This window comes from Cryptosporangium japonicum, from assembly GCF_039524755.1.
Lineage (GTDB): Bacteria > Actinomycetota > Actinomycetes > Mycobacteriales > Cryptosporangiaceae > Cryptosporangium > Cryptosporangium japonicum.
The window spans coordinates 91,140-112,459 of sequence record NZ_BAAAGX010000002.1 but is presented as its reverse complement, the minus strand read 5'-3'; the positions used below and the strand labels follow the sequence as shown (position 1 = coordinate 112,459).

The window sequence follows — 21,320 nt, the reverse complement described above, 5'->3', positions numbered from 1 at the left end:
CATGAACGAGATCAAGCTCGGTGACGTCCTGGTGACCCGGGTCGAGGAAATGCACGGCCCGATCCTGCCCACCGAGGCGTTCTTCCCGACCATTCCCGGCGACGCCTGGCAACGGCACGAGTCGTCGCTGACCCCGGATCATCTCGGCGACGGAATGGTGCACGTCGCCATGCAGACCTGGGTGCTGCGCAGCGAGGGCCGCACGATCCTCGTCGACACCGGGGTGGGCAACGACAAGTCCCGCCCCGCCGTCGAGGCCTGGGACCACCTGGACCTGGACTTCCTCGGCAACCTCGCGAAGGCCGGTATCCAGCCGGAGGACGTCGACCTGGTGATCAACACGCACCTGCACGTCGATCACGTCGGGTGGAACACCCGCCTGGTCGACGGTGAGTGGGTGCCGACGTTCCCCAACGCCACGTACCTGATGCCGCAGGCGGACTTCCTGTTCTGGGACCCCGCGAACCACCCCGGTCTCGTGGGTGGCGTCAACGAGAACGTGTTCGACGACAGCGTCGCGCCCGTGTACGCCGCCGGTCAGGTGCAGCTGTGGGAGGGCACGCACGACATCGACGCCAACCTGCGTCTGGAGGCCGCACCCGGACACACGCCCGGGTCGAGCGTGCTGACGCTGAGCTCGGGCACGGACCGGGCGCTGTTCGCCGGCGACCTGATCCACACGCCACTGCAGGTGATGGAGTTCGGGCACAACAGTTGCTTCTGCGAGGACCCGGCCGCCGCGGTCGCGACCCGCCGCGCGCTGCTCGCCCGGGCGGCGGACCACAACGCGCTGGTCCTGCCCGCGCACCTGAGCGGTTCCGGCGCACTCGAGGTCGCGCACCGGGGCGACGGGTTCGCGATCACCCGGTGGGCCCCGTTCGACCGGCTCTGACGCCCCGGCGGCCCGATCCTGACCGGCACGTCGGCCGGTCAGGATCGGTCTCCTACTGGTAGGTGTCCCAGCCGGGCCAGCGCTTGCGGAGCAGCGGCTCGCGGGCGGTCGCGGTCGGCCAGAGCTGGAGCCGGTACGAGTCGCTGCCGTCGCGTCCGGCGAGACGGACCGCGGCGAAGCCCTTGCCCGAGACGCGCATCCGGTAGCTCCCGGCCGGGACCTCGGTCTCGGTCGTGGGGCCGCCGCCGGAGGCCTCCAGCCAGAGCCTCCCGTCGGGGACGGTGAGGTCGACGTCCACCTCGTGGTCCCAGTCCGCGGTGTCGCCGGCCGGCTCGGACGCCCAGACCTCGAGGCGCATCGGCGTCGTCCAGTTCCACTGGCCCGGCGTCAGGAGATCGACCAGGCCGGTCGTCACACCGACGAAGCGGTCGGACTCCGTCGCGTCGGTCAGCGCGTCCAGGAAGGGATTGCTGTCGTCGAACGGGAGGCCCCCGTCCGGCAGGTCGGCGGAGTAGATGTAGATCTGGCTGTGGTCGGCGGCGACGGTCAGGTCGCGTCGCAGGACCAGGACAGGTTCAGCGCTCACCCGCGCCAGTGTCGAGCACCGCCGCGCTTCTTCGCCTTGCGCTCCCGCCCCCGTCGGCGCCGCAGTTCGGTGGCCTCGACGGTGCGGCAGTCCTCCAGGGTGACGACGTAGCCGAGGAACATCCGGTCGTCGTTCCCGGTGTCCTGGACGTCGGCCGCGGTGACGGCCGACCGGGTACCGGTCCCCGGCACGGGTTCGCGAGGGCTGCCCGCGGAGAGCCGGCAGTGCACCGCCTCGATCGCGGCGACCACGCCGAGCGTGATCGGCGTCTCCTGGTGGACACCGTCGTGGTGCTCCTCCGCGCCGTCCACCGGGACGTGCCCGCGGTCGCCCAGCAGGCCGCGCAACCACTCGCCGTCGAACGCGCGGAGCGTCCACTCGACGGCGGACCCGACCGCGAAGGGTGCGCCGCAGCACTGCTGCTGCCACCCGTCGACCCAGATCGTCTGCCGCATACCGGCAATCTGCCACGGTCGTTCCGCGCGCGCCGACGGCGGAACGCCGTGTCGGCGGGCGAACCTCGGCGTTGGGCACCCCGGTGGCCGCACTGTGATTACAGTGTTGCAAATGACCGAGACTCCCACGCTCTACGACTGGGCGGGTGGATCAGCGGCCTTCGAGCGGCTGATCAACGCCTTCTACAACCGCGTCGAGGGTGACGAACTGCTGACCCCGCTCTTCCCCGGCGGGGTCTCCGCCGAGCACCGCGCCCACGTCACCGCCTGGTGGATCGAGGTGTTCGGCGGACCCGCGGCCTACACCGGCGAACACGGCGGCTATCACCGGATGGTGAACAAGCACGTCAACCTCGGCATCACGGCCGAGCAGCGGTTCCGGTTCGCGTCGTTGATGAGCCTCGCGGCCGACGACGCCGGCCTCCCCGACGACCCCGAGTTCCGGGCGGCCTTCGTCGGCTACCTCGAGTGGGGCACGCGCATCGCGTTCACCAACTCCCAGCCCGGCGCCGACGTCGTCCAGCAGGCCCCGGTTCCCCGCTGGGGCTGGGGTGTCGCGCCCCCGTACGTGCCCGGAAGTTAGCGCGCGAACCGGGAGTCACCGCGGGCGTGCGAGCGTTGAACCGCACATGCTGACTGCTGAAGACCTCGAGTTCCTCGCCCGTCCGCTGCTCGGCTTCTTCACGGTGGCCGCGGGGGCGACGCCTCCGCAGCCCCGCCCGGTCTGGTTCGAAGCGACCGCCGACGGCACGGTGCAGCTGTTCACCGGGCCGGGCTCGGTCAAGGTCAAGCGCCTGAGCCGGGACCCGCGCGCCTCGATCGTCGTGGCGGCTCCGGTCGAGGAGCGTGAGCGCTGGGTGTCGGTCGCCGGCCGGGTGACGGTGGAGACCGACGGAGCGCTCGAGCTGGCCGAACGTCTCGCCGCGAAGTACTGGGACCTCGACGACCCGGCGCGCGCCGCCGACCTGAAGGGCCTGCTCGCGGAGGAGCAGGTGCGCCTGGTGATCCACCCCGAAACCGTGAACCGCTTCGCTTATTAACCACCTATTTGCCCGATAATAGGAACCATGGTTCCGACGGAGAAGCTCGCGATCGCCGCGACCGCAGTGGTCGCGGTGATCGCGCTGGTGATCGGGATGGTCGCGCTGGACCGGGCGGGTGACGCCCAGCGGAGCGCCCGGGCGGTCGCCGGGCGCACGCCGCCCGTCCCCACCCTCGTCGCGCAGCAGTCGGTCGCGCCGGAGCCGTCGGTCGCGAGCCTCCCGCCGGCCGCGGGCGCGCGCACCCCGGACCGGTACCCGGTCGCCTACGAGAACCAGCACCTGCGCCTGCAGAACGCCTGCGTCGGCAGCGGCCAGGCCGTGGACCTCGACGAGCCGCGCGTCGCGCCGCCGGACGGCGCCGAGCTGACGTTCTTCGCCTGCACGGACACCCGCTTCGCGTTCGAGGGGCCGACGACCTTCGCCGAGGTGACCGATCCGCAGGCGAACGCCACCGCCTGTCTCGACGCGCTGCGCACGAACCCGGGCGTGGAGAGCCTGCGGGTGGCCCGCGGCCAGACCGTCTGCGTCCTGACGAGCGGCAACGCACCGAAGATCGTCCGGCTGCAGACGGACGCGGTCACCGACCGGGTCGCACTGTCGCTCACCGCCTGGACGCTGGTCTAGGGCCTGTTTCAAAGGCCAGCAGCCCGCCGTGGCCGTGGCCCAGACGACGACCGGCCGCGTTGTCGGCCTTTCCGGATACAACAGCGGTATCCGGAAAGACCTCCGCCTTGCCGCTCGCCGCCTGGACCACGCCCACGGCGGCCTGAACCTTTGAAACAGGCCCTAGAGCCAGTTCCGCCGGCGGAGCAGGAACCACAACCCCACCGAGAGCACGACGATCACCGCGGTGCTGACGATCCAGCCCGAGTGGTGCTCGAAGCCCGGATACGGGACGTTCTGGCCGTAGTAACCGGTCACCGCGGTCGGCACCGCGATGATCGCGGCCCACGCGGCGAGCTTCTTCGTCACCTCGTTGAGCTGCTGGCCCTGGATGTTCTGCTCGCTCTCCAGGATGCTCGCGATCCGGTCGCGTGCGTTCTCGGTGCTCTCGGCCGCCCGGATCGCGTGGTCGTGGACGTCCTCGTAGTACGGATGCATGAGGTCGTTCGCGAGGTGGTGCTCACCGGCGTTGCGCAGGATGCGCTCCACGACCTCGCGCATCGGCGTGACGATGCGACGCAGCCGCAGCACGGCCCGCCGCAGCTCGAACGCGCGCCGCCGGATGTCCAGGTCGGAGCCGTCGCGCGGTTCGAAGACCTGGTCTTCGAGCGCGTCGAGGCAGTCGTCGACCTGCTCGGTGGCGTCGTAGTGACCGTCGACGACGGCGTCCAGGAGGCCGTGGACGAGGAACCCGACACCGGCCGACGCCAGGTCGGGGTTGCCGTCCCACCGCGCCTGCAGCGCGTCCACGTCGAACTCGCTCTTGCGTACCGTGATCAGCGCGTTCGGGGTGATGAACGCGCTGATCTCGCTCATCGTCAGCTCCGCGGTGGCGGGGTCGAACGCCACCGCGTACGTGTTCGCGAACAGGTGCGTGCGGTACCGGTCGAGCTTGGGACGCTGCTCGGCCTGGAGCGCGTCCTCGACCGCGAGCGGGTGCAGCCCGAACTCCTGCACGACGATGCCCAGGTCCGACTCGTCCGGCGCGTGCAGGTCCAGCCAGATCACCGCGTCGGGGGCGGACGCGAGCCGGTCGCTGATCTCCTCGGCCGGGAAGCCCTCGGCGACGAGTTCGCCGTCGCGGTAGAGACGGGTGCGTGTCGCGCACCGCGGCGGGGTGGCCGTGGTGACGCTGTGGTCGGCCGGGCCGGGGGTCTGCGGGTCGCCGGGAGCGGGGCGGGGCTCCGGAGCCGAATCCTCGTTCACGGTTGCCCAGCCTGCCACCCGCGTCGGCACAACCGACGCACGGGCGCGTACCAGGGGTGACGCCGGGTAGCTCGGGGGCTCGACGAGAGGAGAAATCCATGCCCAAGCCGATCTCCGACCAGGTCGTCGTCATCACCGGAGCGTCCACCGGGATCGGGCGCGCCACGGCCCTGACCCTCGCCGGTCGCGGCGCGACGGTGGTGGCGGCCGCCCGCAACGAGGGGGCCCTGGAATCGCTGGTGGCCGACGCGCGCGGCGAGGTGCTCGCGGTGCCCACCGACGTGTCCGACGGCGCGGCGGTGCGTGCGCTCGCCGACGCCGCCGAGAACGCGTACGGCCGGATCGACACCTGGGTGAACAACGCCGCGGTGGCGATGTGGGGCCGGATCGAGGACATCTCCGGCGACGAGTTCGACCGGGTGATGCGGGTGAACTTCCTCGGCCAGGTGCACGGTGTGCACGCCGCGCTTCCCGCGCTGCGCCGGGCCGGTGGCGGCGGCATCATCGGCGTCGCGTCGGTGGAGAGCATCCGCGCGGTGCCGCTGCAGGCGCCCTACAGCGCCAGCAAGTTCGCGCTCCAGGCGTTCTACGAGTGCCTGCGGATCGAGCTGGCCCAGGAGGGCGCGCCGATCTCGGTCAGCACGGTGCTGCCCGCCGCGATCGACACGCCGCTCTACGACCACGGCCGGAGCAAGCTCGGCGCGCTGCCCAAGCCGCCGCCCCCGGTCTACGCGGCGGAGCTGGTCGCCGAGGCGATCGCCGGCGCGGCCGTGCGTCCGCGCCGGGAGATCCCGGTCGGTGACTCGGCGCTCGGGTTCTACCTCGGGCAGCGGCTGAGCCCGGCGCTCGCCGACGGTTTCATGGCGATCCGCCGGCTCGCGAAGACCTCGCAGATGTACGACCGGTCCGACAACGGCGTGGACAACGTCGACAAGGCCCTGGACGAACCGGGGAGCGTGCAGGGCAGCTACCCCGGCCGGGTGCTGCGTACCAGCCTGCTGACGCAGCTCGCCGCGCGGGTGCCGCGGCCGGGGGAGCTGCTCACGTCGGCGGTCAACCGGTTGCACGCGCGCTGATCCCCCTTGCCCGGGTGGCGGCTCTGTGGTTCATTAGTGGAGTAATGAACCACAGAGCCGGAGGGTCCCGTGTTCGACGACCGCAGCCCGATCTACCGGCAGATCGCCGAGCAGGTCAAAGCGGACGTCCTGCGCGGGGTCCTGCGCGCCGGCGACCAGGTGATGTCGACGAACCAGTACGCCGCGCACCACCGGATCAATCCGGCCACCGCGGCCAAGGCGTTCCAGCAGCTCGTCGACGAGGGGGTCGTCTACAAGCGCCGGGGGATCGGCATGTTCGTCAGCCCCGACGCCGCCGAGAAGCTGCGCGCCGAGCGGCGCGAACGGTTCTTCGTCGACGTCGTCGAACCGATGGTGGACGAGGCTCGCCTGATCGACATCTCCCTCGCCGAGATCCGACGCCACCTGGAGGGCCTCGATGACCGTCGTCGTTCGTGATCTCATCTGCCGCTACGGGGAGGTGGAAGCGCTGCGGGGCCTGACCTTCTCGTTACCCGCCGGCACGATCTACGGCCTCCTCGGCCGGAACGGCTCCGGCAAGACCACGCTGCTGTCCACGCTGGCCGGGTTCCGCCGTCCGTCCGCCGGAACCGTCCAGCTCGACGGTGAGCCGGTGTTCGAGAACCCCCGCGCCGCCCGGCGGCTCTGCCTGATCCAGGAGAGCGGCAACGTCGGCGACAAGAGCGACACGCTGCGCGACATCCTCGACCTGGCGGGCCGGCTGCGCCCCGGGTGGGACGCCGGCTACGCCGCGACGCTCGCCGAGCTGTTCGAGCTGCCGCTCCGGAGCAAGCTCGGCACGCTGTCGCGGGGCCAGCGGTCGGCGTTCAGCGTGCTGGTCGGCCTGGCGTCCCGCGCCGCCGTGACGATGTTCGACGAGGCCCACCTGGGCATGGACGCGCCCACCCGGCAGGCCTTCGCCGACGAGCTCCTGCGCGACTACCTCGAGCGGCCGCGCACGATCATCGTCTCCACCCACCTGATCGAGGAGCAGAGCCCGCTGTTCGAGCGGGTGCTCGTGCTGCACGAGGGGCGCCTCCTGCTCGACGAGGACCTCGACGACCTGCGTGCCCGCGGCGTGGCGGTGACCGGTCCGGCCCCGCTCGTCGACGACTTCACCACCGGGCTCACGGTGCTCGGTGAGCAGACGCTCGGCCCTACCAAGTCGGCCATGATCTACGGCGACGTCGACGACGAGCGCCGGCGCGCCGCCCGCGCGGCCGGCCTGGACCTGGGTCCGGTGGCCGTGCAGGACCTCTTCATCCACCTGACCGGAGGCACCCGATGAGCGCGCGCTGGCCGATCCTGCGGTACCTCGTCACCGCCCACCTGCTGTTCCTCCTGTTCTGCCTGGGCGTGTTCGTGGCGATCACCGGGGTGATCCTCGCCGGGGTCGCGATCGTCGGCACCGTGAGCGTCAGCGCGCTCGACGTCGGCGTCGGCCAGTTCTTCCGGTGGATGGCCCTGGGGTACGGGGGCCACCTCTTCTACACGTTCCTGCCGCACTGCCTGGTGCACGGGCGCACCCGGGGCGAGTTCGTGCGCCAGGTGCCGATCTACCAGGTCGTCGCGGCCGCGGTGCTCGCGTTCGCCATCGCGGTGCTCTACGCCGGCGAGACGCTGCTCTACCGGGCCGCCGGCTGGTCGCAGGGCTTCCGGCCCGGCCACCTCTACGAATCGGGCACCGATGTCGGCGCGATCTTCGTGAGCTACTGGGCCGCGTTGCTGGTGTGGACGGTCGTCGGCGCGATGATCGGTGCGGCCTGGTACCGCTTCCCCGGCGTCGGCCTGCTGCTCGTGCCGGTGGCCGCCGCGATCCTGTTCGTCAACGGCCTGAGCCTCAACATCGGGGAGTGGGAGCCGCTCTCCGGCGGGCTGGCCGGGGGAGCGTGGGACCTGCTGGCGATCGCCGCCGTGAGCACCGCGCTGGCGGTGGCGGTGACCTGGAGCATCGCCCGCGACGTCCCGATCCAGGCGCCGGCCGGCTAGCCGGCCGGGAGTTCGATCGCGGTGGCGGCGCGGTGTAGCGGCTGCATCACCTTTCCGAGCATCCACTCCTTGAACGGCAGCCGGTCCATCACCGCGAGCATCCGCATCGAGGCGCGCACCTGGGCCGGGCTGTGCAGCACCATCCGCTTGATGTTCGCCGGGCCGAGCGCCTGGTTGCGCTCGACGAACGGGCGCATGCGCGCCTCGTAGTCGTCGAGCCCGTCGCCGGCCGCCAGCACGTAGGCGCCGACCAGCGCGAGGCTCGTGCCCTGCCCGGACGCCGGCGACGCGCACCAGGCCGCGTCACCGACGAGCACGACCGGCCCGCGGTGCCAACGGTCCATTTTCACCTGGCACAGCGAGTCGGTGTAGAGGTCGTCGGCGGTGTCGACCTCGTCGAGCAGGCGCGGAACCTCCCAGCCCTGGTCGCCGAAGGCGGTGCGGAGATCCGGCTCGTCCCCCTCGTACAGGAACATCGCCTTGGCGGTGGCGTCACCCGCGGTGCTGTACACCAGCGTGGTGCGGCCGGGGCCGACGTAGGTGACCTCCTCCCGGTCGAGGCCGAGGTGGTTGGGCACGGTGGCGATCGCGATGCGGTACCCGAGGTCGTGGACGTAGTCCGCCTCGGGGCCGAAGGCCAGGGCGCGGGTGGCCGAGTGCAGCCCGTCGGCGCCGACGACCAGGTCGTACCCGTCGGGCAGCGCGGTGAGCGCCTCGCCGAAGCGGTACTCGACGTCGTCGGCGGTGTGCCGGTAGAGCAGGCGGGTCAGGTCGCCGCGGAGCAGCTCGGCGTCGCCGTGGGTGCGCCCGCCGAACGTGTCACCGTCCATGCTGGCCACCCGGCGGCCGGTGGCGTCGACCACCGTGCCCGACCGGACGTCGGTGCGTAACGCCCGGATCTCGTCCAGCAGGCCCATCCGGGTGACGACCTCGAGCGCGGCGCCGCGGATGTCCACCTTGTAGCCGCCGTCACGCAGGGCCGGTGCGCGCTCCACGACCGTGACCGCGTAGCCCGCGCGGTGCAGCCAGTAGGCGGAGGAGATGCCGGCGATGCTCGCGCCGACGACCAGAGCGGTTCGTGTCATGGCTAGATAGTACGGTCGTGTTAGACGTTTGTGCAAGACGGATGTGTAAGACTGTGGGCATGGGAAATCGCGAAGACCTGCTGACCGCGGCGAAGCACTGCCTGGAGGCCAAGGGGTACACGCGCACGACCGCGCGTGACGTGGCGAACGCGGCCGGGGTCAGCCTCGCCGCGATCGGCTACCACTACGGCACCAAGGACGCCCTCCTCCAGGCCGCGCTGGTGCAGGCGCTGGAGGAGTGGGGGCAGGAACTGGGGCGGACGCTGGGAGCGTCACCGGCCGGGGGCTTCGCCGCGCAGTGGGACCGGGTGATCGAGTCGTTCGCGGCCAACCGGGCGCTGTGGGCGGTGCAGTTCGAGCTGCTCGCGCAGCGGGACCTGCCGCCCGAGGTGCGGAAGCTGTTCGCCGGCGCGCACCGGCAGGCGCGGCTCGGGCTGGTGGAGCTGTTCGGGGGAGCGCCCACCGGCGCCGAGGCCCAGGTCGGCGCGCTCTACCAGGCGCTGCTCGGCGGCCTGGCGGCGATCTGGCTCGCCGACCCGGACGGAACCCCCACCGGGGAGGACCTGCTGGCCGCGATGCGGGCGATCGTCCGCTGAGGCCGGTCCGGCGGGGCGCGCCGGACCGGCCGGGGTCAGCGCGTCGCGTCCGGAGTGAGGTCGGAGCGGGCTTCGCCGGTGGCGGCGTCGGTGGGCCAGGACACGTGCTGGTGCACCATCCGCCACTCACCGGCGGCGCGCCGGAACACCCGGGTGCCGCGCGACCAGTTCTCCGCGACGGTGCCGTCCGGCTGCTCGGCGGTCATCCGGTTCAGCCCCCAGGCCACCGCCAGATCGTCGCGGACCAGGATCTTCAGGTCGGGCACGTCCCAGGTCACGGTGCCGGTCGACGAGTCCAGCCCGGTCGCGCAGACCTCGCGCACCGCGTCGACGCCGACGTAGCGCAACGGCGCCTCGTGCTCGTAGGACACGACGTCGTCGGCGATGCCGGCCATCATCGCGTCCAGGTCCTTGGCCGCGGTGGCCTCGAACCAGCGCCGGTGCAGCGCCTCGACACCATCCGCGGAGTCCGACACGGTGAACGAGTGGTGCTCGTGCGCCACCACCCACCGGCCGTTCTCCCGGCGCAGGCCGAGCGTCAGCCGCAGCCGGCGCTCGGCGACGTCCTCCGGTTCGCCGCAGCGCAGCAACGCGGCCGCGAACGCCACGTCCTCGCCCGCGGTGACCTCCAGCGACACCAGCTCGAACACCGCTCCCGCGCGCAGCCACGCGAAGAACGGCGGCCAGGTCTCCCGGTACGCGTCGAGTCCGCGCACGCCGTTCTCCGGCGGCGGCACGTCGAACATCACGATGTCCTCGGCGTGGTCGGCGACCACGGCGTCCAGATCGGCGGCCCCGACGGCCAGCACCCAGCGTTCGATGAGTTCGGTGATCTCGTCCATACCCTTACAACCCGGCGGAGGGCCCCAACTCATCGGGCAGGCCGAAATTCGTCAGATCGGCGGTGAGGAACGAGACCACCTCGCTGACCCGGCCGTCGCGCACGGTCAGTACGTCCAGGCCGCCCGGCCGGTGGACGTCGCCGTCGCGCAGGTACGTGCCGAACGCGAGCTGGCCGTTGGCCACCGTGGCCCGGAACCGCCACCCGACGGTCAGCGGACCGGCGAGCAGGAAACCCCGGATCGCGTCGGTGCCCGCGTACCAGGCCGGCTCCGGCGGCATCGAGTAGCGGGCGTCGTCGGCGAGCAACGCGAGGATCGTGTCGAGGTCGCCGGCCTCCCAGGCCGCCGCGTAGTGCCGGGCCAGCTCGCGGACGCCCGGGTCGTCCGGACCGGCCGACGGGGTGGTGACCGGCAGCGACGCGCGGGCCCGCTGCAACGCGCTGTTGACCGCCGGGACCGTGGTGCCGAGCTGGTCCGCGACCTCCGCGGCCGAGAAACCCTGCGCTTCGCGCAGCAACAGCACCGCCCGCTGCAGTGGCGGCAGGTGCTGCAGCGCGGCCACGAACGCCAGCTCCAGGCGCTCCCGCGCCAGCGCGGTCCCCTCCGGCTGGGCGTACGGCTCGATCCAGTGCGGGTCCGACGCCACGCCGACGTCGGTCGGCAGCTCGCGGCGGGCGCGGTTCGCCAGCAGCGTGAGGCACCGGTTGGTCGCGATGCGGAACAGCCAGGGGCGGACGCCGGCGCCCCGGTCGGTGAACGTGTCCAGCGCCGACCAGGCCCGCACCAGCGTCTCCTGCACCGCGTCGTCGGCGTCGTGCGGTGAGGCGAGCAGCTGGTAGCAGTGCGCGTGCAGCTCTCCCCGCAGCGGCTCGACGAGCTCCTCGAACGTGCTCACCGTGCGCGTCTCATCCGGACCCGGGTGAGGGTCTGGCCGTCGAGGTGCACGGTCTCGACCTCCTCGCGCACGTAGCCGTGGCGTTCGAAGACCGGTGCCGCCCGCCAGGACGCGTGGGTGACGGTCGCGACGTCGTCGACGGCGGCCAGCAGCGCGCGGGCCACGCCCCGTCCGCCGAAGGCCGGGTCGACGAAGAGCTGGTCGACCTCGCCGCGCTCGAGCGTGCCCCAGGGCTCGTCGGCGACACTGACGAAGCCCGCCGGGGCGCCGTCGCACACCGCGACGAGCGTGCGGGTGTGCTCGATCAGCGCGCGGTGCCGGGCCGGCGAGCGGGTCGCGGCCCAGGCCTCGAGCTCGGCCGGGGTGTAGTGCCCGGACGCCGAACCCCGGATCGCCCGCAGGCTCAGCGCGTGGATCGCCTCGGCGTCGTCGGGCTCGGCGGGGCGGACGGTGACCGGCGGGGTGGAGTGCGACACCCGGCGACCCTACGCCCCGCGCCGGTTGCCCGGGACGGGCGCGAGCGCCCGATCACGTCGTTCGCCGTCGCGGACCTCCCCGCGGGCGGTGGTTCGCCGGGCGGCGTGATCAGGAAGCAGTAACGGGTTCGCGGGTCTCGGCGGGCAGCCGCGCGGGGAACGCGGTGCGGGAGGCGCGGACGATCACCCAGGCGCCGACCGCCAGCAGCGCGGCGAACAGCGGCAGCCAGCCGAGCCGGCCGGCGCTGACGAAGCGTTCGCCCAGCAGCGAGCCGCCGCCGATCCCGATCTGGAACGCGACGACGTAGACGGCGGATGCGGCGTCGCCGGCCTCGGGCGCGACCCGCAGCACGGCGGCCTGCAGGATGATCGGCGTCGCGGTCATCGCGGCGCCCCAGGCCAGCACCGCGACCACGGTGGGCGCGACGCCGAGCACCGGCGTGAGCGTCGCGAGCGCGAGCACCATCACCGCGATCAGCGTGGTGAGCAGCGGGCCCGGGCTGCGGTCGACCCAGCGGCCGATGATCCAGTTGCCGACGAGACCGGCGGCCCCGAAGCCGAGCAGCAGCGCGCTGAGCGCGGTGCCCTCCAGGCCGGCGTCGCGGCGGACCAGCGGCGCGAGGTAGGTGTACGCGGCGAACAGGCCGATCATCAGCACCGCGGTGGTGGCGCAGATCGCGAACAGCGACCGGTTGCGCAGCACCAGGACGGAGTCGCGGAGGCGCTGCCCGATCGGGGTCGGCGCGTCACCGGCCAGCGCGGGCAGGGAGAGCGTCAGCGCGGCGACGCAGGCGGCTCCGGTGAGCGCGAGCACGCCGAGCACCACCCGCCAGCCGAGCCACTGTCCGAGCGCGGTGCCGAGCGGCACGCCCAGCACGATCGCCAGCGAGTTGCCGAGGAACACCAGCGCGATCGCGCGGCCACCCCGGCCGGGCGGCACCAGGCGCGCGGCGATCGGCGCGATCGTGGCCCAGAAGACGCCGTGCGCCAGCGCGCAGAGCAGACGGGCGACCACCACCAGCAGGAACGTCGGAGCGAACGCGGCCGCGAGCTGCGAGATCGCGAACGCGGCGACCGTGCCGGCGATCAGGGCCCGCCGCGGGAGGCGCATGGTGACGGCGGTCAGCGGGATCGACGTGAGGCCGGCGACCACCGCGTAACTGGTCACCAGCAGACCGATGGAGGCCTCGGACACGTTCAGGTCGCGGGCCATCTCCGGGAGGAGCCCGATCGGGATCGTCTCGGCGGTGACATACACGAACGTGGAGGCGCCGAGGGCGGCCAAGGCGGCACGATGGTTCACCGTGCCAGAATAAGCTCGCTCTCGGAGTAAAAAGAAGGAGCCCGGATTGTGACGACGCGCTCAGCTCAGTTGCTGCGGATCGTGCACGCGCGTCCGGGGGTGACCCGGGCGGAGGCGGCGCGGCTCATGGGGGTCGGCACCGGGGCCGCGACCGAGCTGGTGGGGCGGCTGGGCGCGGCCGGGCTGGTGCGTGAGCGGCCGGCGGCACCGAGCGGGGCGCGCGGGCGGCCGACCGCGGCGCTCGGGCCGCACCCGGAGGGCCCGCTGGTGGCGGCGGTGTCGATCACGCACGAGGCGTGGCAGGTCAGCGCGGTGGAGCTGGGCGGGCGGGTGGTCTCGTCGGCGGTCGGCGCGCACCGGGGCGGGGATCCGTCGGTGGTGCTGGCCGCCGTCCGGGGCGCGATCGGGGCGCTGGGGCCGCGGGTGCGTGGGGTCGGCGTCGCGGTGACCGGGCCGGTCTCGCGCGACCAGCGGGTCGAGGCGTTCCCGCTCGGCTGGCACGCGCTGGACCTGTCGCCGCTGCGGAGCGGCGCCGGGGTGTTCGTCGTGGGCAACGACGCGATGCTGGCCGGGGCGGCGGAGTCGAGCCGGGGCGCCGCGGCCGGGGCGTCGGTGGCGCTGCACGTGCGGGTGGCGGCCGGGATCGGGGGCGCGATCGTGGCCGACGGCCGGGTGGTGACGGGGGCGATCGGCGCGGCCGGGGAGTTCGGGCACCTGCCGTTCGGGGCGCCGGGGCGGGAGTGCTCGTGCGGGGCGTCCGGGTGCTGGGGCAACGAGGTGGACGGGTCGGCGCTGGCGCGCCTGCTCGGTGCCGCGCCGCCGCCCGATCCGATCGCGTACGCCCGCCGGGTGATCGCGGCGGCGATCGCGGATCCGACCGCGGACCGGACCGCGGTGCGGACCGTGGCGGGGGCGTTGGGGCGGGGCGTCGCGGGGCTGGTGAACGGGTTGGACCCGGACCTGGTCACGGTCGGCGGACTCGGGGTCGAGCTCCTCGCCGCCGCGCCGGACGCCGTCCACGACGCCTACCTGGCCGGCCTCATGCGCTTCCGCCGTACCGCGGCCCCACCGGTCGTGGCGGCGACGTTCGGCGACGACGGCCCGATCATCGGCGCGGCCGAAGAGGCCTGGAACGCGGTCCTCGACCAGCTCTGAGCGTTGCCCGGAGGGCAAGGTGGCCTTTCCCGCCGCGGGGTTATCCGCCCTCCGGCGGCTCGGTACGGTCCGCCCATGGCCCGCATCCTCGTCACCGCCGACTACCTGCACCCCGGCGACGCGGTGGACGCCTACCTGCGTGCCCGCGGCCACGAGACGACGCACGCGCCGATGACCGGCCGGCGCACCGAGGACGAGCTGGCCGCGCTGCTCACCGGGGTGGAGGGGGCGCTGATCGCGAACGAGCCGATGACCGCGGCCGTGCTCGCGCGGGCCACGGCTCTGCGCGCGGTCGTGCGGACCGGCGTCGGCTACGACTCGGTCGACGTCGCGGCCGCGAGACGCCGGGGCATCAGCGTCAGCAACCTCCCCGGCGTCAACGCGAACGCGGTGGCCGAGTTCACGATCGGCCTGATCCTCGACGCGTCCCGGCACCTGGTCGGCCTGGCCACCGGCGTCGCGGCGGGCCGCTGGCCGCGCACCGACGGCCACGAGCTGCGTGGCTCGACGCTCGGGCTGGTGGGCTTCGGCGCGACCGCCCGCGCCGTCGTGCCGCTCGCGCGCGCGTTCGGGATGACCGTGCTGTGCTCCACGCCGCGGGTCGCCGAGGCGGTTCCCGGCGTGGAGTTCGTGGACCTCCCGACCCTGCTCGCCCGGTCCGACGTGGTGTCGCTGCACGCCGCGCTGACCGGGACCACCCGCGGCCTGATCGACGCCCGCGCCCTCGCCGCGATGAAACCGACCGCGTTGCTGGTGAACACCGCCCGCGGCCCGCTGGTCGACGAGGTCGCGCTCGCCGACGCGGTGCGCACGGGCCGGATCGCCGGGGCCGCGCTCGACGTCACCACGGTCGAACCGCTCCCGGCCGACAGCGTGCTGCGCGGCGTCGCGGGCATCACCGTGTACCCGCACATGGCCGGGCAGACCGCCGAGGCCCGCGCGGCCGCGGGCCACGCGGGCGCGACCGAACTCGTCGCCGCGCTCGCCGGCACGCCCGCGTTCCGCGTGAACCCCTAGCCCGCGTCCGGGCCCGTCCGGCGGAGGACGGTCAGCGAGGTCACCCCGGTCCGCTCCACCGACGTGAACCGGAAGTCGGCCGGCACCGCGAACAAGCGGTCACCGGCCCCGGCGACGATCGGGAACGTGATCAGCCGGTACTCGTCGACGAGGTCGGCCGCGGCCAGCGCGTGCACCAGGCTCAGGCTGCCGATGACGACGACGTCCCGCGCCTCGCGCTGTCCGCCGCCCGTACAGCTGCACCCCCCGCTCCATGCGCTCGCCGAGCGCGAACTTGTCCCCGCTGACCGGTCCCTCCCCGTGCCGGAACGCCCAGCCGCCGTGGCGGGAACCGGGACGTCCCCTGGCTGCAGCCGTTCCCGTCCGACCCGGCCGACTCCGCGCAGCAGCGCGCCGGGCTGCGGCTGGCACTGGTCGCAGCGCTGCAGTTGCTCCCGGCGCGGCAGCGGGCGGCGCTCGTGCTGCGCGAGGTGCTCCAGCTCTCCGCGGCCGAGGTCGCCGCGATGCTCGACACCAGCGTCGCGTCGGTGAACAGCAGCCTGCAGCGTGCGCGCGCCACCGTACGGGCCGCCGGGGTCACGCTCGAGACCCTGCGCGAGCCCGCCGATCCGCGCGAGCGCGCGGTGGTCGAGCGGTACGTGGCCGCGTTCGAGGCCGCCGACGTGCCCGCGCTGACCGCGCTGCTGGCCGACGATGTCGCGCTGGAGATGCCGCCGGTGGCGTCGTGGCTGGCCGGCCGGGCGCACTACCGGGAGTTCCTGGAGCGCGTGTTCACGATGCGGGGCACCGGCTGGCGCGCGGTTCCGGTCGAGGCCAACGGGGGACCGGCGTTCGCCGCCTACGCGCCGGACGGGCGGGGGCACTCCGTGCAGCTGTTCGAGGTGCGCGGCGGGCTGGTCACCCGGTGCGTCACGTTCGTCGATCCGGTGGTGTTCGGTCGCTTCGCGCCCCGGTGACGTGCACCCAGGACGCGATCTGGGTGCGCCGCGTCGCCTGGAGCTTGGTCAGGATGTGCTCGACGTGCGCGGCGACGGTCTTCGGGGAGATCGTGAGCGCGGTCGCGATCTCGCGGTTCGTCGCCCCGGCGGCGATGTGCCGCGCCACCTCGGTCTCCCGTGGCGTCAGGCCGGGAGCTCCGGACGGTTCCCGGCGGCCGATCTCGGCCAGCAGGTCGTCCGCGGCCTCGCTCAGCACGACCGCTCCGACCGGGCGGGCCCGGTCGCGAGCCGCCTCCGCGAGCGCGACGGCGTCGGCCGGGCGCCGGGAGCGGTGCGCGCAGCGGGCCCGGTCGAGCAGCGCCTGCGTCCCCTCCCAGAACTGCCGGCGCCGGTCCCACTCCGCGCTCGCGCGGTCGAGCGCGGCGCGCGCCTTGCCGGTCTGGCCCTCGTGCAGGTGCAGCAGCCCGTCGGCGTGGTCGAGGGCGGGCAGCGTGCCGGGGATGTTCCGCTTCTCGAGCAACGTGGCGCACCGGGCCAGGAACGACCGGGCCCCGGTCGGGTCGTCGCCGGCCAGGTACGCCCGCACCCCGGTGAGCACGAACGGGGCCAGGTAGGCCGCGTCACCGACCTCGTCGGAGGCCGCGAGCCCCTCCTCGCACCGGGCCGCCGCGCCGCCGCTGTCGCCGGAGCGCAGCGCGAGCTCCGCCAGCCCCCAGATCGTCGGCGAGTGCCGTTGCACCTCACGCAGTTCGGTGCCGACGCCGTACGCGGCTTCGAGGTGCTCGCGGGCGGCGTCCCGATCGCCGCGTCCGATCGCGAGGTACCCCAGCACCTGCTGCGTGGTGATCCGGGCCAGCACCCGGCCGCCCACGTCGGCGAGCACCTGCTCGGCGTCGGCCCGGGCGGCGGACCACGCGCCCGTCGCCCACCGCACGCGGGCACGCATCACGACCATGTAGTTGCGGTCGGCGAAGTGCTCGGTGCGGCCGGCGTAGGTGATGCCCTCGTCGAGGTAACGCTCGGCGGCGTCGTACTCGGCGAGCACGGCCGCGGAGCTGCCCACCATCTGGTAGGTGCGGCTGACCTCGGCCTCGGCGCCGGCCGCGCGGGTCTCCGCGATCGTCGTGTCGGCCAGCCGCCAGCCCTCGTCCATCCGTCCGCCGAAGAGCAGCACCGGGATGAGCACGGCATCCACCGACCAGCGGGTACGGTCGTCGCCCAGCGTTACGGCCAGTGCCCTGGCGTCGGTGCCGTGGGCGAGTGACTCGTCGAGGCGCCGGTCGAACATGTACGCGGCCGACAGGGACGCGAGCAGCCGCGCGCGGACGTGCTCGGCGCCGGGCCGCTCGGCGATCAGGTCCAGACCGGTGCGCAGCAGACCGGTGCGGTGGTCGAGCGCGGCGCCGAGCCGGTGCCGCACGGTCGCCAGCGCCGGGACCAGCTTCGCCGCCTGGACCGGGTCGTCGAGCGCCAGCCAGTGGGCGTAGGCCTCGTTGAGCGTGCCCTCGGCGCCGGGGACGTCGTCGATCGCGATCAGCTCGACCGACAGCGCGGTCAGCAGCTCGGCGCGCACGCGGCCCGGCGCGTCCGGCGGCAGCGTGCGCTGGGCCCTCCGGTAGAGCGCGGTGGCCTCCACGTGGGCGGACATCGCGGTGGCGTGCCGGGCGGCGGCCAGCGCGTGGGTGCACGCCGGGCGGGGCTGGTGGGCGCGTTCGTACTGGTCGCTGAGGAACGCGTCGCCGAACCCGGCGTCGCGGGCGGCGTCGGCGACGCGGGCGTGCAGGTGACGCCGCCGGTGCGGCGGAAGGGCACCGTAGAGCGCGTCGCGGATCAGCGCGTGCCGGAAGTCGTAACCGGTGCCGTCCGCGCCCGGCGTGACGAAGAACTGGTCGCTGAGTTCCTGGAGCGCCGCGTCGACGGCGTCGGGCGACGTCGCGGTCACCGCGGTGAGCAGGTCGACGTCGAACCGGCGACCGATCGTGGCCGCGGCGGCGGCCACCGCGAGCGAGCCCTCGGACAACTCGCGCGAGCGGCCCAGCACGGCGTCGGCGAGCGTGTCGGGCAACCGGACGGTGGACGCGGTCGTCCGGCACGGACCGGCGCCCTCGGCGCCGGCCGCGGCGAGCAGCTCCTCGACGTGCAGCGGGATCCCGTCGCTGCGCTCGAACAACGCGGCGCTGGCCGGGCCACCCGGGGTGGCACCGAGGATCGCGCCGATCATCCGCGCGGTCGCGTCCCGGTCCAGGCGGGGCAGCCGCAGCTCCTCGGCGGCGCGGCCGGTCAGCAGCCGGGCGCGCCGGTCGCGGAGCACCGACCGGGGGAAGAGCTCGTCGCTGCGGTAGGTCGCCACCACCAGGACGGGCGCGGTGCGCAGGCGCGGCGCCGCCCGCTCCAGCGCGTCGAGCGACAGCTCGTCGGCCCAGTGCAGGTCCTCGAGCGCGATCAGCAGCGGCTCGTCCGCGGCGACGAGCGCGTCGGCCGCGTCGCGGACCAGTAACCGCCGCCGCGTGTGCCCGTCGGCGCTGCCGCCGGTGGCGACCCCGCGGAGCCGTTCGGCCAGCGGACCGAGCGTCTCCAGGCTCGACGTCAGGCCGAGCAGCAGGCCACCGGCCACCTCGGCGTCGCGCGGGAAGGCGCCGGCGCGCGCGATCCGCACCCCCCGGGCGGCCGCGCGCTCGACGATCTCGGCCAGCAGCCGCGTCTTGCCGATGCCGGCCTCCCCGGCCAGGAACAGCAGGCCCCCGGCGCCCGCGAGCATCTCGTCGGTTCGCCGGCCGGCGTGGTCGACCAGGTCGCTCCGGCCGATCAGCGTCGGGCAGAGGCAGGCCTCCGACCGCATCCCCATGGTCGACGAATGTAGGCCGAACCGGAGCCTCCCTAGGTGGTCTGACCGATGTCGGACAGGCCCGCGGCCGCGACGCTGGACCCACCAACGAAAGGACAACAGCAATGGCGACGTTCATCGACGTGCACAGCGGCTTCGTCGGAGTCACCGCGGAGCAGCTGAAGGAGGCCCACGAGGCCGACCTCGCGATCGAGGCCGAAGAGGGCGTGCACTTCGAGCGCGCCTGGCTCGACCCCGAGAGCGGCAAGGTCTTCTGCCTCGCGCACGGTCCGAGCAAGGAGGCGATCATGCGCGTGCACGAGCGGGCGGGTCACCCGACCGCGGAGGTCTACGAGGTGCCGATCGAGGTGTGAGGCCCGCGGTGGCCGGCCCGCGCCCGGGCCGGCCACCGGCGTCGTGACGGCTCCCGAGCGGAAACTTTTCCGCACCGGCTCCCGCACTGGGAGCTTCCGACCTAGGTGGCATGCGTAACCTGCTGCCTCTCCGGTCCGCCCTCGCCCCGACCACCACGGTCGCCGCGCTCGCGGCCGTCGCCGCCACCGTGGCGGTCGGCGCAGGCATCGCCACCGCCCCCGCGGCCGTCTCCGCCGCCCCGGCGCGGGTCGCGCTGGTCGCGGCCGACGCCGAGACCGACGTGGCCGCGGTCGCCACCGACGGCACCAACGTCCGCTACCAGGGCCTGACGGTCCGCATCCCCGCCGCCGGCGAGGGTGTCCAGGCCGCCGCGCAGAGCACCTCAGGGGACCTCTCGATCACCGTCAGCCGCTCCGCCGACGGGTCGGTCGTCGTCAAGACCGACAAGCACGAGCACTCCGTCGCGCAGGCCGCCAACGCGATCACTACCCGCACCGACGCCGCGAAGACCTGCACCGACACCGCGTACGCGCTGGCCGGCTGGAAGCTGCCCAGCTTCACCTGGTACTACAACCCGGCCGGTACCCCGTCCGCGCTGTCCGGCACCGCCGCCGCCGCGATCACCTCCGGCACGACCGCGCTGAACTCCGCCTGCGGCCAGCGCAGCATCGGCCTGGCGGCGAACTACGGCGGCCAGACCTCCGCCGCCGTGCAGGTCGGCGCGGCCGGCAACTGCATCGGCAACGACGGCCGCAACGTCATCGGCTGGGTCGCCGGCAGCGGCAAGTGGCTCGGGATGACCTGCACCTACTACAAGACGGTCAACGGTGCCAAGACGGTGACCGGCACCGACACCGCGCTCAACACCCAGTACAAGTTCTTCACCGCGACCGCGAACTGCAGCAACGCCTACGACCTGCAGTCGGTCGTCCTGCACGAGCGGGGCCACTCGCTGGGCCTCAACCACGTCGACCAGACGGCGCACGCCAGCGCGGTGATGACCCCGGCGCTCTCGGCCTGCTCGGTCGGCAAGCGCACGCTCGGGCTCGGCGACTACAAGGGCCTCGCCGCGATGTACGGCACCCGCTGAGTCCCCACTGACCCGCGACACCCCCGGTCGCGCCCCCACGGCGGTCCGCCGGCGCCCCTCGCGCCGACGGGCCGCCGTTGTGGTTCGGCGGGCAGGGTCGAGTGGACCGACGGGCCCTCGCCCGCCGGTGCGGCTTTCGCGTCGACGGCGAGCTGATCGCGGTCGTCCGCGACCGCGGCACGACGCCCGGCGCGTACCGGCGGCCGCGCCAGGTCACGCCCGGGTGTAGTGGGTGACCAGGGCGCCGGAGGCGAACGACTCGCGGTCGCGCGGCGTGAACGCGGTCGGGCCGAACGCGCCCGAGAACGCGGAGATGCCGTCGCCGACGACGATCGGGTAGCTCTTGACGATCAGCTCGTCGATCTCCGGGAGGACGGCCCCGGCCAGCACGCCCCCACCGGCCAGCCAGACGTCGAACGCGGAGTCCTCGGCCTTCAGGGAACGCACCAGCGCCACCGGGTCACCGGCGACCACCTCGACCGCCGGATCCCCGCTCGCGCCCAGCGTGGTCGAGACGACGTACTGGCGCAGGTGCCGGTACGGGCTCGGAATGCCGGCGTCGAGCGCCGGCCGGTAGGTGCCCAGCCCCATCACCACCGTGTCGAACCGCTGGTTGGCGGCGCTCTCGACCCCGAAGTGCGCGCGTGCGTGCGTCGGCAGCGTCTCGGGTACGTGCGCGCCGATCCACCCGGCCAGGTCGTCGCCGAGCGGGAAGAAGTCGAACGATCCGTCGGGCCCGGCGAGGTACCCGTCGACGCTGACGCCGACGTAGTAGACGAGTTTTCGCATGACGTCCTAACCACTGCACTTGGAG

General features: G+C 73.7%; 25 protein-coding genes. 14 read left to right on the top strand and 11 right to left on the bottom strand.

The genetic code is table 11. The features are described 5' to 3' along the window. Position 1 precedes the first annotated feature (1 nt). Positions 2–892, top strand: coding sequence for an MBL fold metallo-hydrolase (locus ABD437_RS01755; RefSeq protein WP_344646924.1), 891 nt, complete (start codon positions 2–4; stop codon positions 890–892). Between the two features lie 52 nt (positions 893–944). On the opposite strand, the gene ABD437_RS01750 is transcribed toward ABD437_RS01755, so the two are convergent. After that, entirely contained in the window at positions 945–1,478 is a 534-nt protein-coding gene (locus tag ABD437_RS01750; protein ID WP_344646923.1) for a hypothetical protein, read from the bottom strand. Continuing rightward, a complete protein-coding gene (locus tag ABD437_RS01745) occupies positions 1,475–1,933 on the bottom strand; it encodes a DUF6578 domain-containing protein (protein WP_344646922.1) in 459 nt (152 codons plus the stop codon). The genes ABD437_RS01750 and ABD437_RS01745 overlap by 4 nt, the downstream gene beginning before the upstream one ends. A 106-nt stretch (positions 1,934–2,039) precedes the next feature. Between ABD437_RS01745 and ABD437_RS01740 the strand changes: the two genes are divergently transcribed. Genes ABD437_RS01740 through ABD437_RS01730 form a run of 3 tightly spaced genes read left to right on the top strand, consistent with a single transcriptional unit; the run spans position 2,040 to position 3,600 of the window. Beyond that, positions 2,040–2,516 (top strand): group II truncated hemoglobin, encoded by a 477-nt coding sequence (locus tag ABD437_RS01740; RefSeq protein WP_344646955.1) that lies wholly within the window; start codon positions 2,040–2,042, stop codon positions 2,514–2,516. Between the two features lie 46 nt (positions 2,517–2,562). After that, a complete protein-coding gene (locus tag ABD437_RS01735; protein ID WP_344646921.1) occupies positions 2,563–2,973 on the top strand; it encodes a pyridoxamine 5'-phosphate oxidase family protein in 411 nt (136 codons plus the stop codon). Positions 2,974–3,000: 27 nt separating this feature from the next. Next, complete coding sequence (locus ABD437_RS01730; protein ID WP_344646920.1) at positions 3,001–3,600, top strand: hypothetical protein; 600 nt, start codon at positions 3,001–3,003, stop codon at positions 3,598–3,600. A 162-nt stretch (positions 3,601–3,762) separates the two neighbouring features. Here the strand turns inward: ABD437_RS01730 and ABD437_RS01725 are convergent, their stop codons facing one another. Next, positions 3,763–4,845, bottom strand: coding sequence for a magnesium transporter CorA family protein (locus ABD437_RS01725; RefSeq protein WP_344646919.1), 1,083 nt, complete (start codon positions 4,843–4,845; stop codon positions 3,763–3,765). A gap of 98 nt (positions 4,846–4,943) precedes the next feature. On the opposite strand from ABD437_RS01725, the gene ABD437_RS01720 reads away from it, so the two are divergent. The 4 genes from ABD437_RS01720 to ABD437_RS01705 all read left to right on the top strand — a co-directional run bounded on the left by ABD437_RS01720 (position 4,944) and on the right by ABD437_RS01705 (position 7,910). After that, complete coding sequence (locus ABD437_RS01720) at positions 4,944–5,921, top strand: SDR family oxidoreductase (RefSeq protein WP_344646918.1); 978 nt, start codon at positions 4,944–4,946, stop codon at positions 5,919–5,921. 69 nt (positions 5,922–5,990) lie between these two features. Further along, entirely contained in the window at positions 5,991–6,359 is a 369-nt protein-coding gene (locus ABD437_RS01715) for a GntR family transcriptional regulator (protein WP_344646917.1), read from the top strand. Next, entirely contained in the window at positions 6,340–7,209 is an 870-nt protein-coding gene (locus ABD437_RS01710) for an ATP-binding cassette domain-containing protein (RefSeq protein ID WP_344646916.1), read from the top strand. Before ABD437_RS01715 ends, ABD437_RS01710 begins: the two co-directional genes overlap by 20 nt. Then, positions 7,206–7,910 (top strand): hypothetical protein, encoded by a 705-nt coding sequence (locus ABD437_RS01705; RefSeq protein WP_344646915.1) that lies wholly within the window; start codon positions 7,206–7,208, stop codon positions 7,908–7,910. The genes ABD437_RS01710 and ABD437_RS01705 overlap by 4 nt, the downstream gene beginning before the upstream one ends. Here the strand turns inward: ABD437_RS01705 and ABD437_RS01700 are convergent. Next, the gene (locus ABD437_RS01700) at positions 7,907–8,995 is read right to left on the bottom strand and encodes an FAD-dependent monooxygenase (protein WP_344646914.1); all 1,089 of its coding nucleotides are present in this window, start codon (positions 8,993–8,995) and stop codon (positions 7,907–7,909) included. The genes ABD437_RS01705 and ABD437_RS01700 overlap by 4 nt on opposite strands. 59 nt (positions 8,996–9,054) lie before the next feature. On the opposite strand from ABD437_RS01700, the gene ABD437_RS01695 reads away from it, so the two are divergent. Continuing rightward, a complete protein-coding gene (locus ABD437_RS01695) occupies positions 9,055–9,591 on the top strand; it encodes a TetR/AcrR family transcriptional regulator (protein WP_344646913.1) in 537 nt (178 codons plus the stop codon). Positions 9,592–9,626: 35 nt separating this feature from the next. On the opposite strand, the gene ABD437_RS01690 is transcribed toward ABD437_RS01695, so the two are convergent. From ABD437_RS01690 to ABD437_RS01675, 4 genes are all read right to left on the bottom strand, one after another. Further along, a complete protein-coding gene (locus ABD437_RS01690; RefSeq protein WP_344646912.1) occupies positions 9,627–10,433 on the bottom strand; it encodes a YybH family protein in 807 nt (268 codons plus the stop codon). Between the two features lie 4 nt (positions 10,434–10,437). Next, complete coding sequence (locus ABD437_RS01685) at positions 10,438–11,328, bottom strand: RNA polymerase subunit sigma-70 (protein WP_344646911.1); 891 nt, start codon at positions 11,326–11,328, stop codon at positions 10,438–10,440. Beyond that, complete coding sequence (locus tag ABD437_RS01680) at positions 11,325–11,804, bottom strand: GNAT family N-acetyltransferase (protein WP_344646910.1); 480 nt, start codon at positions 11,802–11,804, stop codon at positions 11,325–11,327. Before ABD437_RS01680 ends, ABD437_RS01685 begins: the two co-directional genes overlap by 4 nt. 109 nt (positions 11,805–11,913) lie before the next feature. Then, positions 11,914–13,107 (bottom strand): MFS transporter, encoded by a 1,194-nt coding sequence (locus tag ABD437_RS01675; protein ID WP_344646909.1) that lies wholly within the window; start codon positions 13,105–13,107, stop codon positions 11,914–11,916. Between the two features lie 48 nt (positions 13,108–13,155). On the opposite strand from ABD437_RS01675, the gene ABD437_RS01670 reads away from it, so the two are divergent. Both ABD437_RS01670 and ABD437_RS01665 read left to right on the top strand, forming a co-directional pair. After that, positions 13,156–14,262 carry an ROK family transcriptional regulator gene (locus ABD437_RS01670; protein ID WP_344646908.1) on the top strand — a complete coding sequence of 369 codons (1,107 nt, stop codon included), beginning with the start codon at positions 13,156–13,158 and terminating at the stop codon, positions 14,260–14,262. 75 nt (positions 14,263–14,337) lie between these two features. Then, on the top strand, positions 14,338–15,279 hold the full coding sequence (locus tag ABD437_RS01665) for a phosphoglycerate dehydrogenase (protein ID WP_344646907.1): 942 nt from the start codon (positions 14,338–14,340) through the stop codon (positions 15,277–15,279). Here the strand turns inward: ABD437_RS01665 and ABD437_RS42935 are convergent. Continuing rightward, positions 15,276–15,455: a dihydrofolate reductase family protein gene (locus ABD437_RS42935; protein ID WP_425558066.1), complete on the bottom strand. Its 180-nt coding sequence runs from the start codon at positions 15,453–15,455 to the stop codon at positions 15,276–15,278. The two genes, ABD437_RS01665 and ABD437_RS42935, sit on opposite strands and share 4 nt — an antisense overlap. Positions 15,456–15,626: 171 nt before the next feature. Between ABD437_RS42935 and ABD437_RS01655 the strand changes: the two genes are divergently transcribed. Beyond that, positions 15,627–16,235 (top strand): sigma factor-like helix-turn-helix DNA-binding protein, encoded by a 609-nt coding sequence (locus ABD437_RS01655; protein ID WP_425558068.1) that lies wholly within the window; start codon positions 15,627–15,629, stop codon positions 16,233–16,235. Here the strand turns inward: ABD437_RS01655 and ABD437_RS01650 are convergent. Continuing rightward, positions 16,189–19,062, bottom strand: coding sequence for an ATP-binding protein (locus ABD437_RS01650; RefSeq protein WP_344646906.1), 2,874 nt, complete (start codon positions 19,060–19,062; stop codon positions 16,189–16,191). The two genes, ABD437_RS01655 and ABD437_RS01650, sit on opposite strands and share 47 nt — an antisense overlap. 104 nt (positions 19,063–19,166) lie before the next feature. Between ABD437_RS01650 and ABD437_RS01645 the strand changes: the two genes are divergently transcribed. Beyond that, entirely contained in the window at positions 19,167–19,415 is a 249-nt protein-coding gene (locus ABD437_RS01645) for an SCO4226 family nickel-binding protein (RefSeq protein WP_344646905.1), read from the top strand. Between the two features lie 110 nt (positions 19,416–19,525). Then, a complete protein-coding gene (locus tag ABD437_RS01640; protein ID WP_344646904.1) occupies positions 19,526–20,506 on the top strand; it encodes a matrixin family metalloprotease in 981 nt (326 codons plus the stop codon). 213 nt (positions 20,507–20,719) lie between these two features. On the opposite strand, the gene ABD437_RS01635 is transcribed toward ABD437_RS01640, so the two are convergent. Further along, positions 20,720–21,295 (bottom strand): dihydrofolate reductase family protein, encoded by a 576-nt coding sequence (locus tag ABD437_RS01635; protein WP_344646903.1) that lies wholly within the window; start codon positions 21,293–21,295, stop codon positions 20,720–20,722. Between the last annotated feature and the right edge of the window lie 25 nt (positions 21,296–21,320).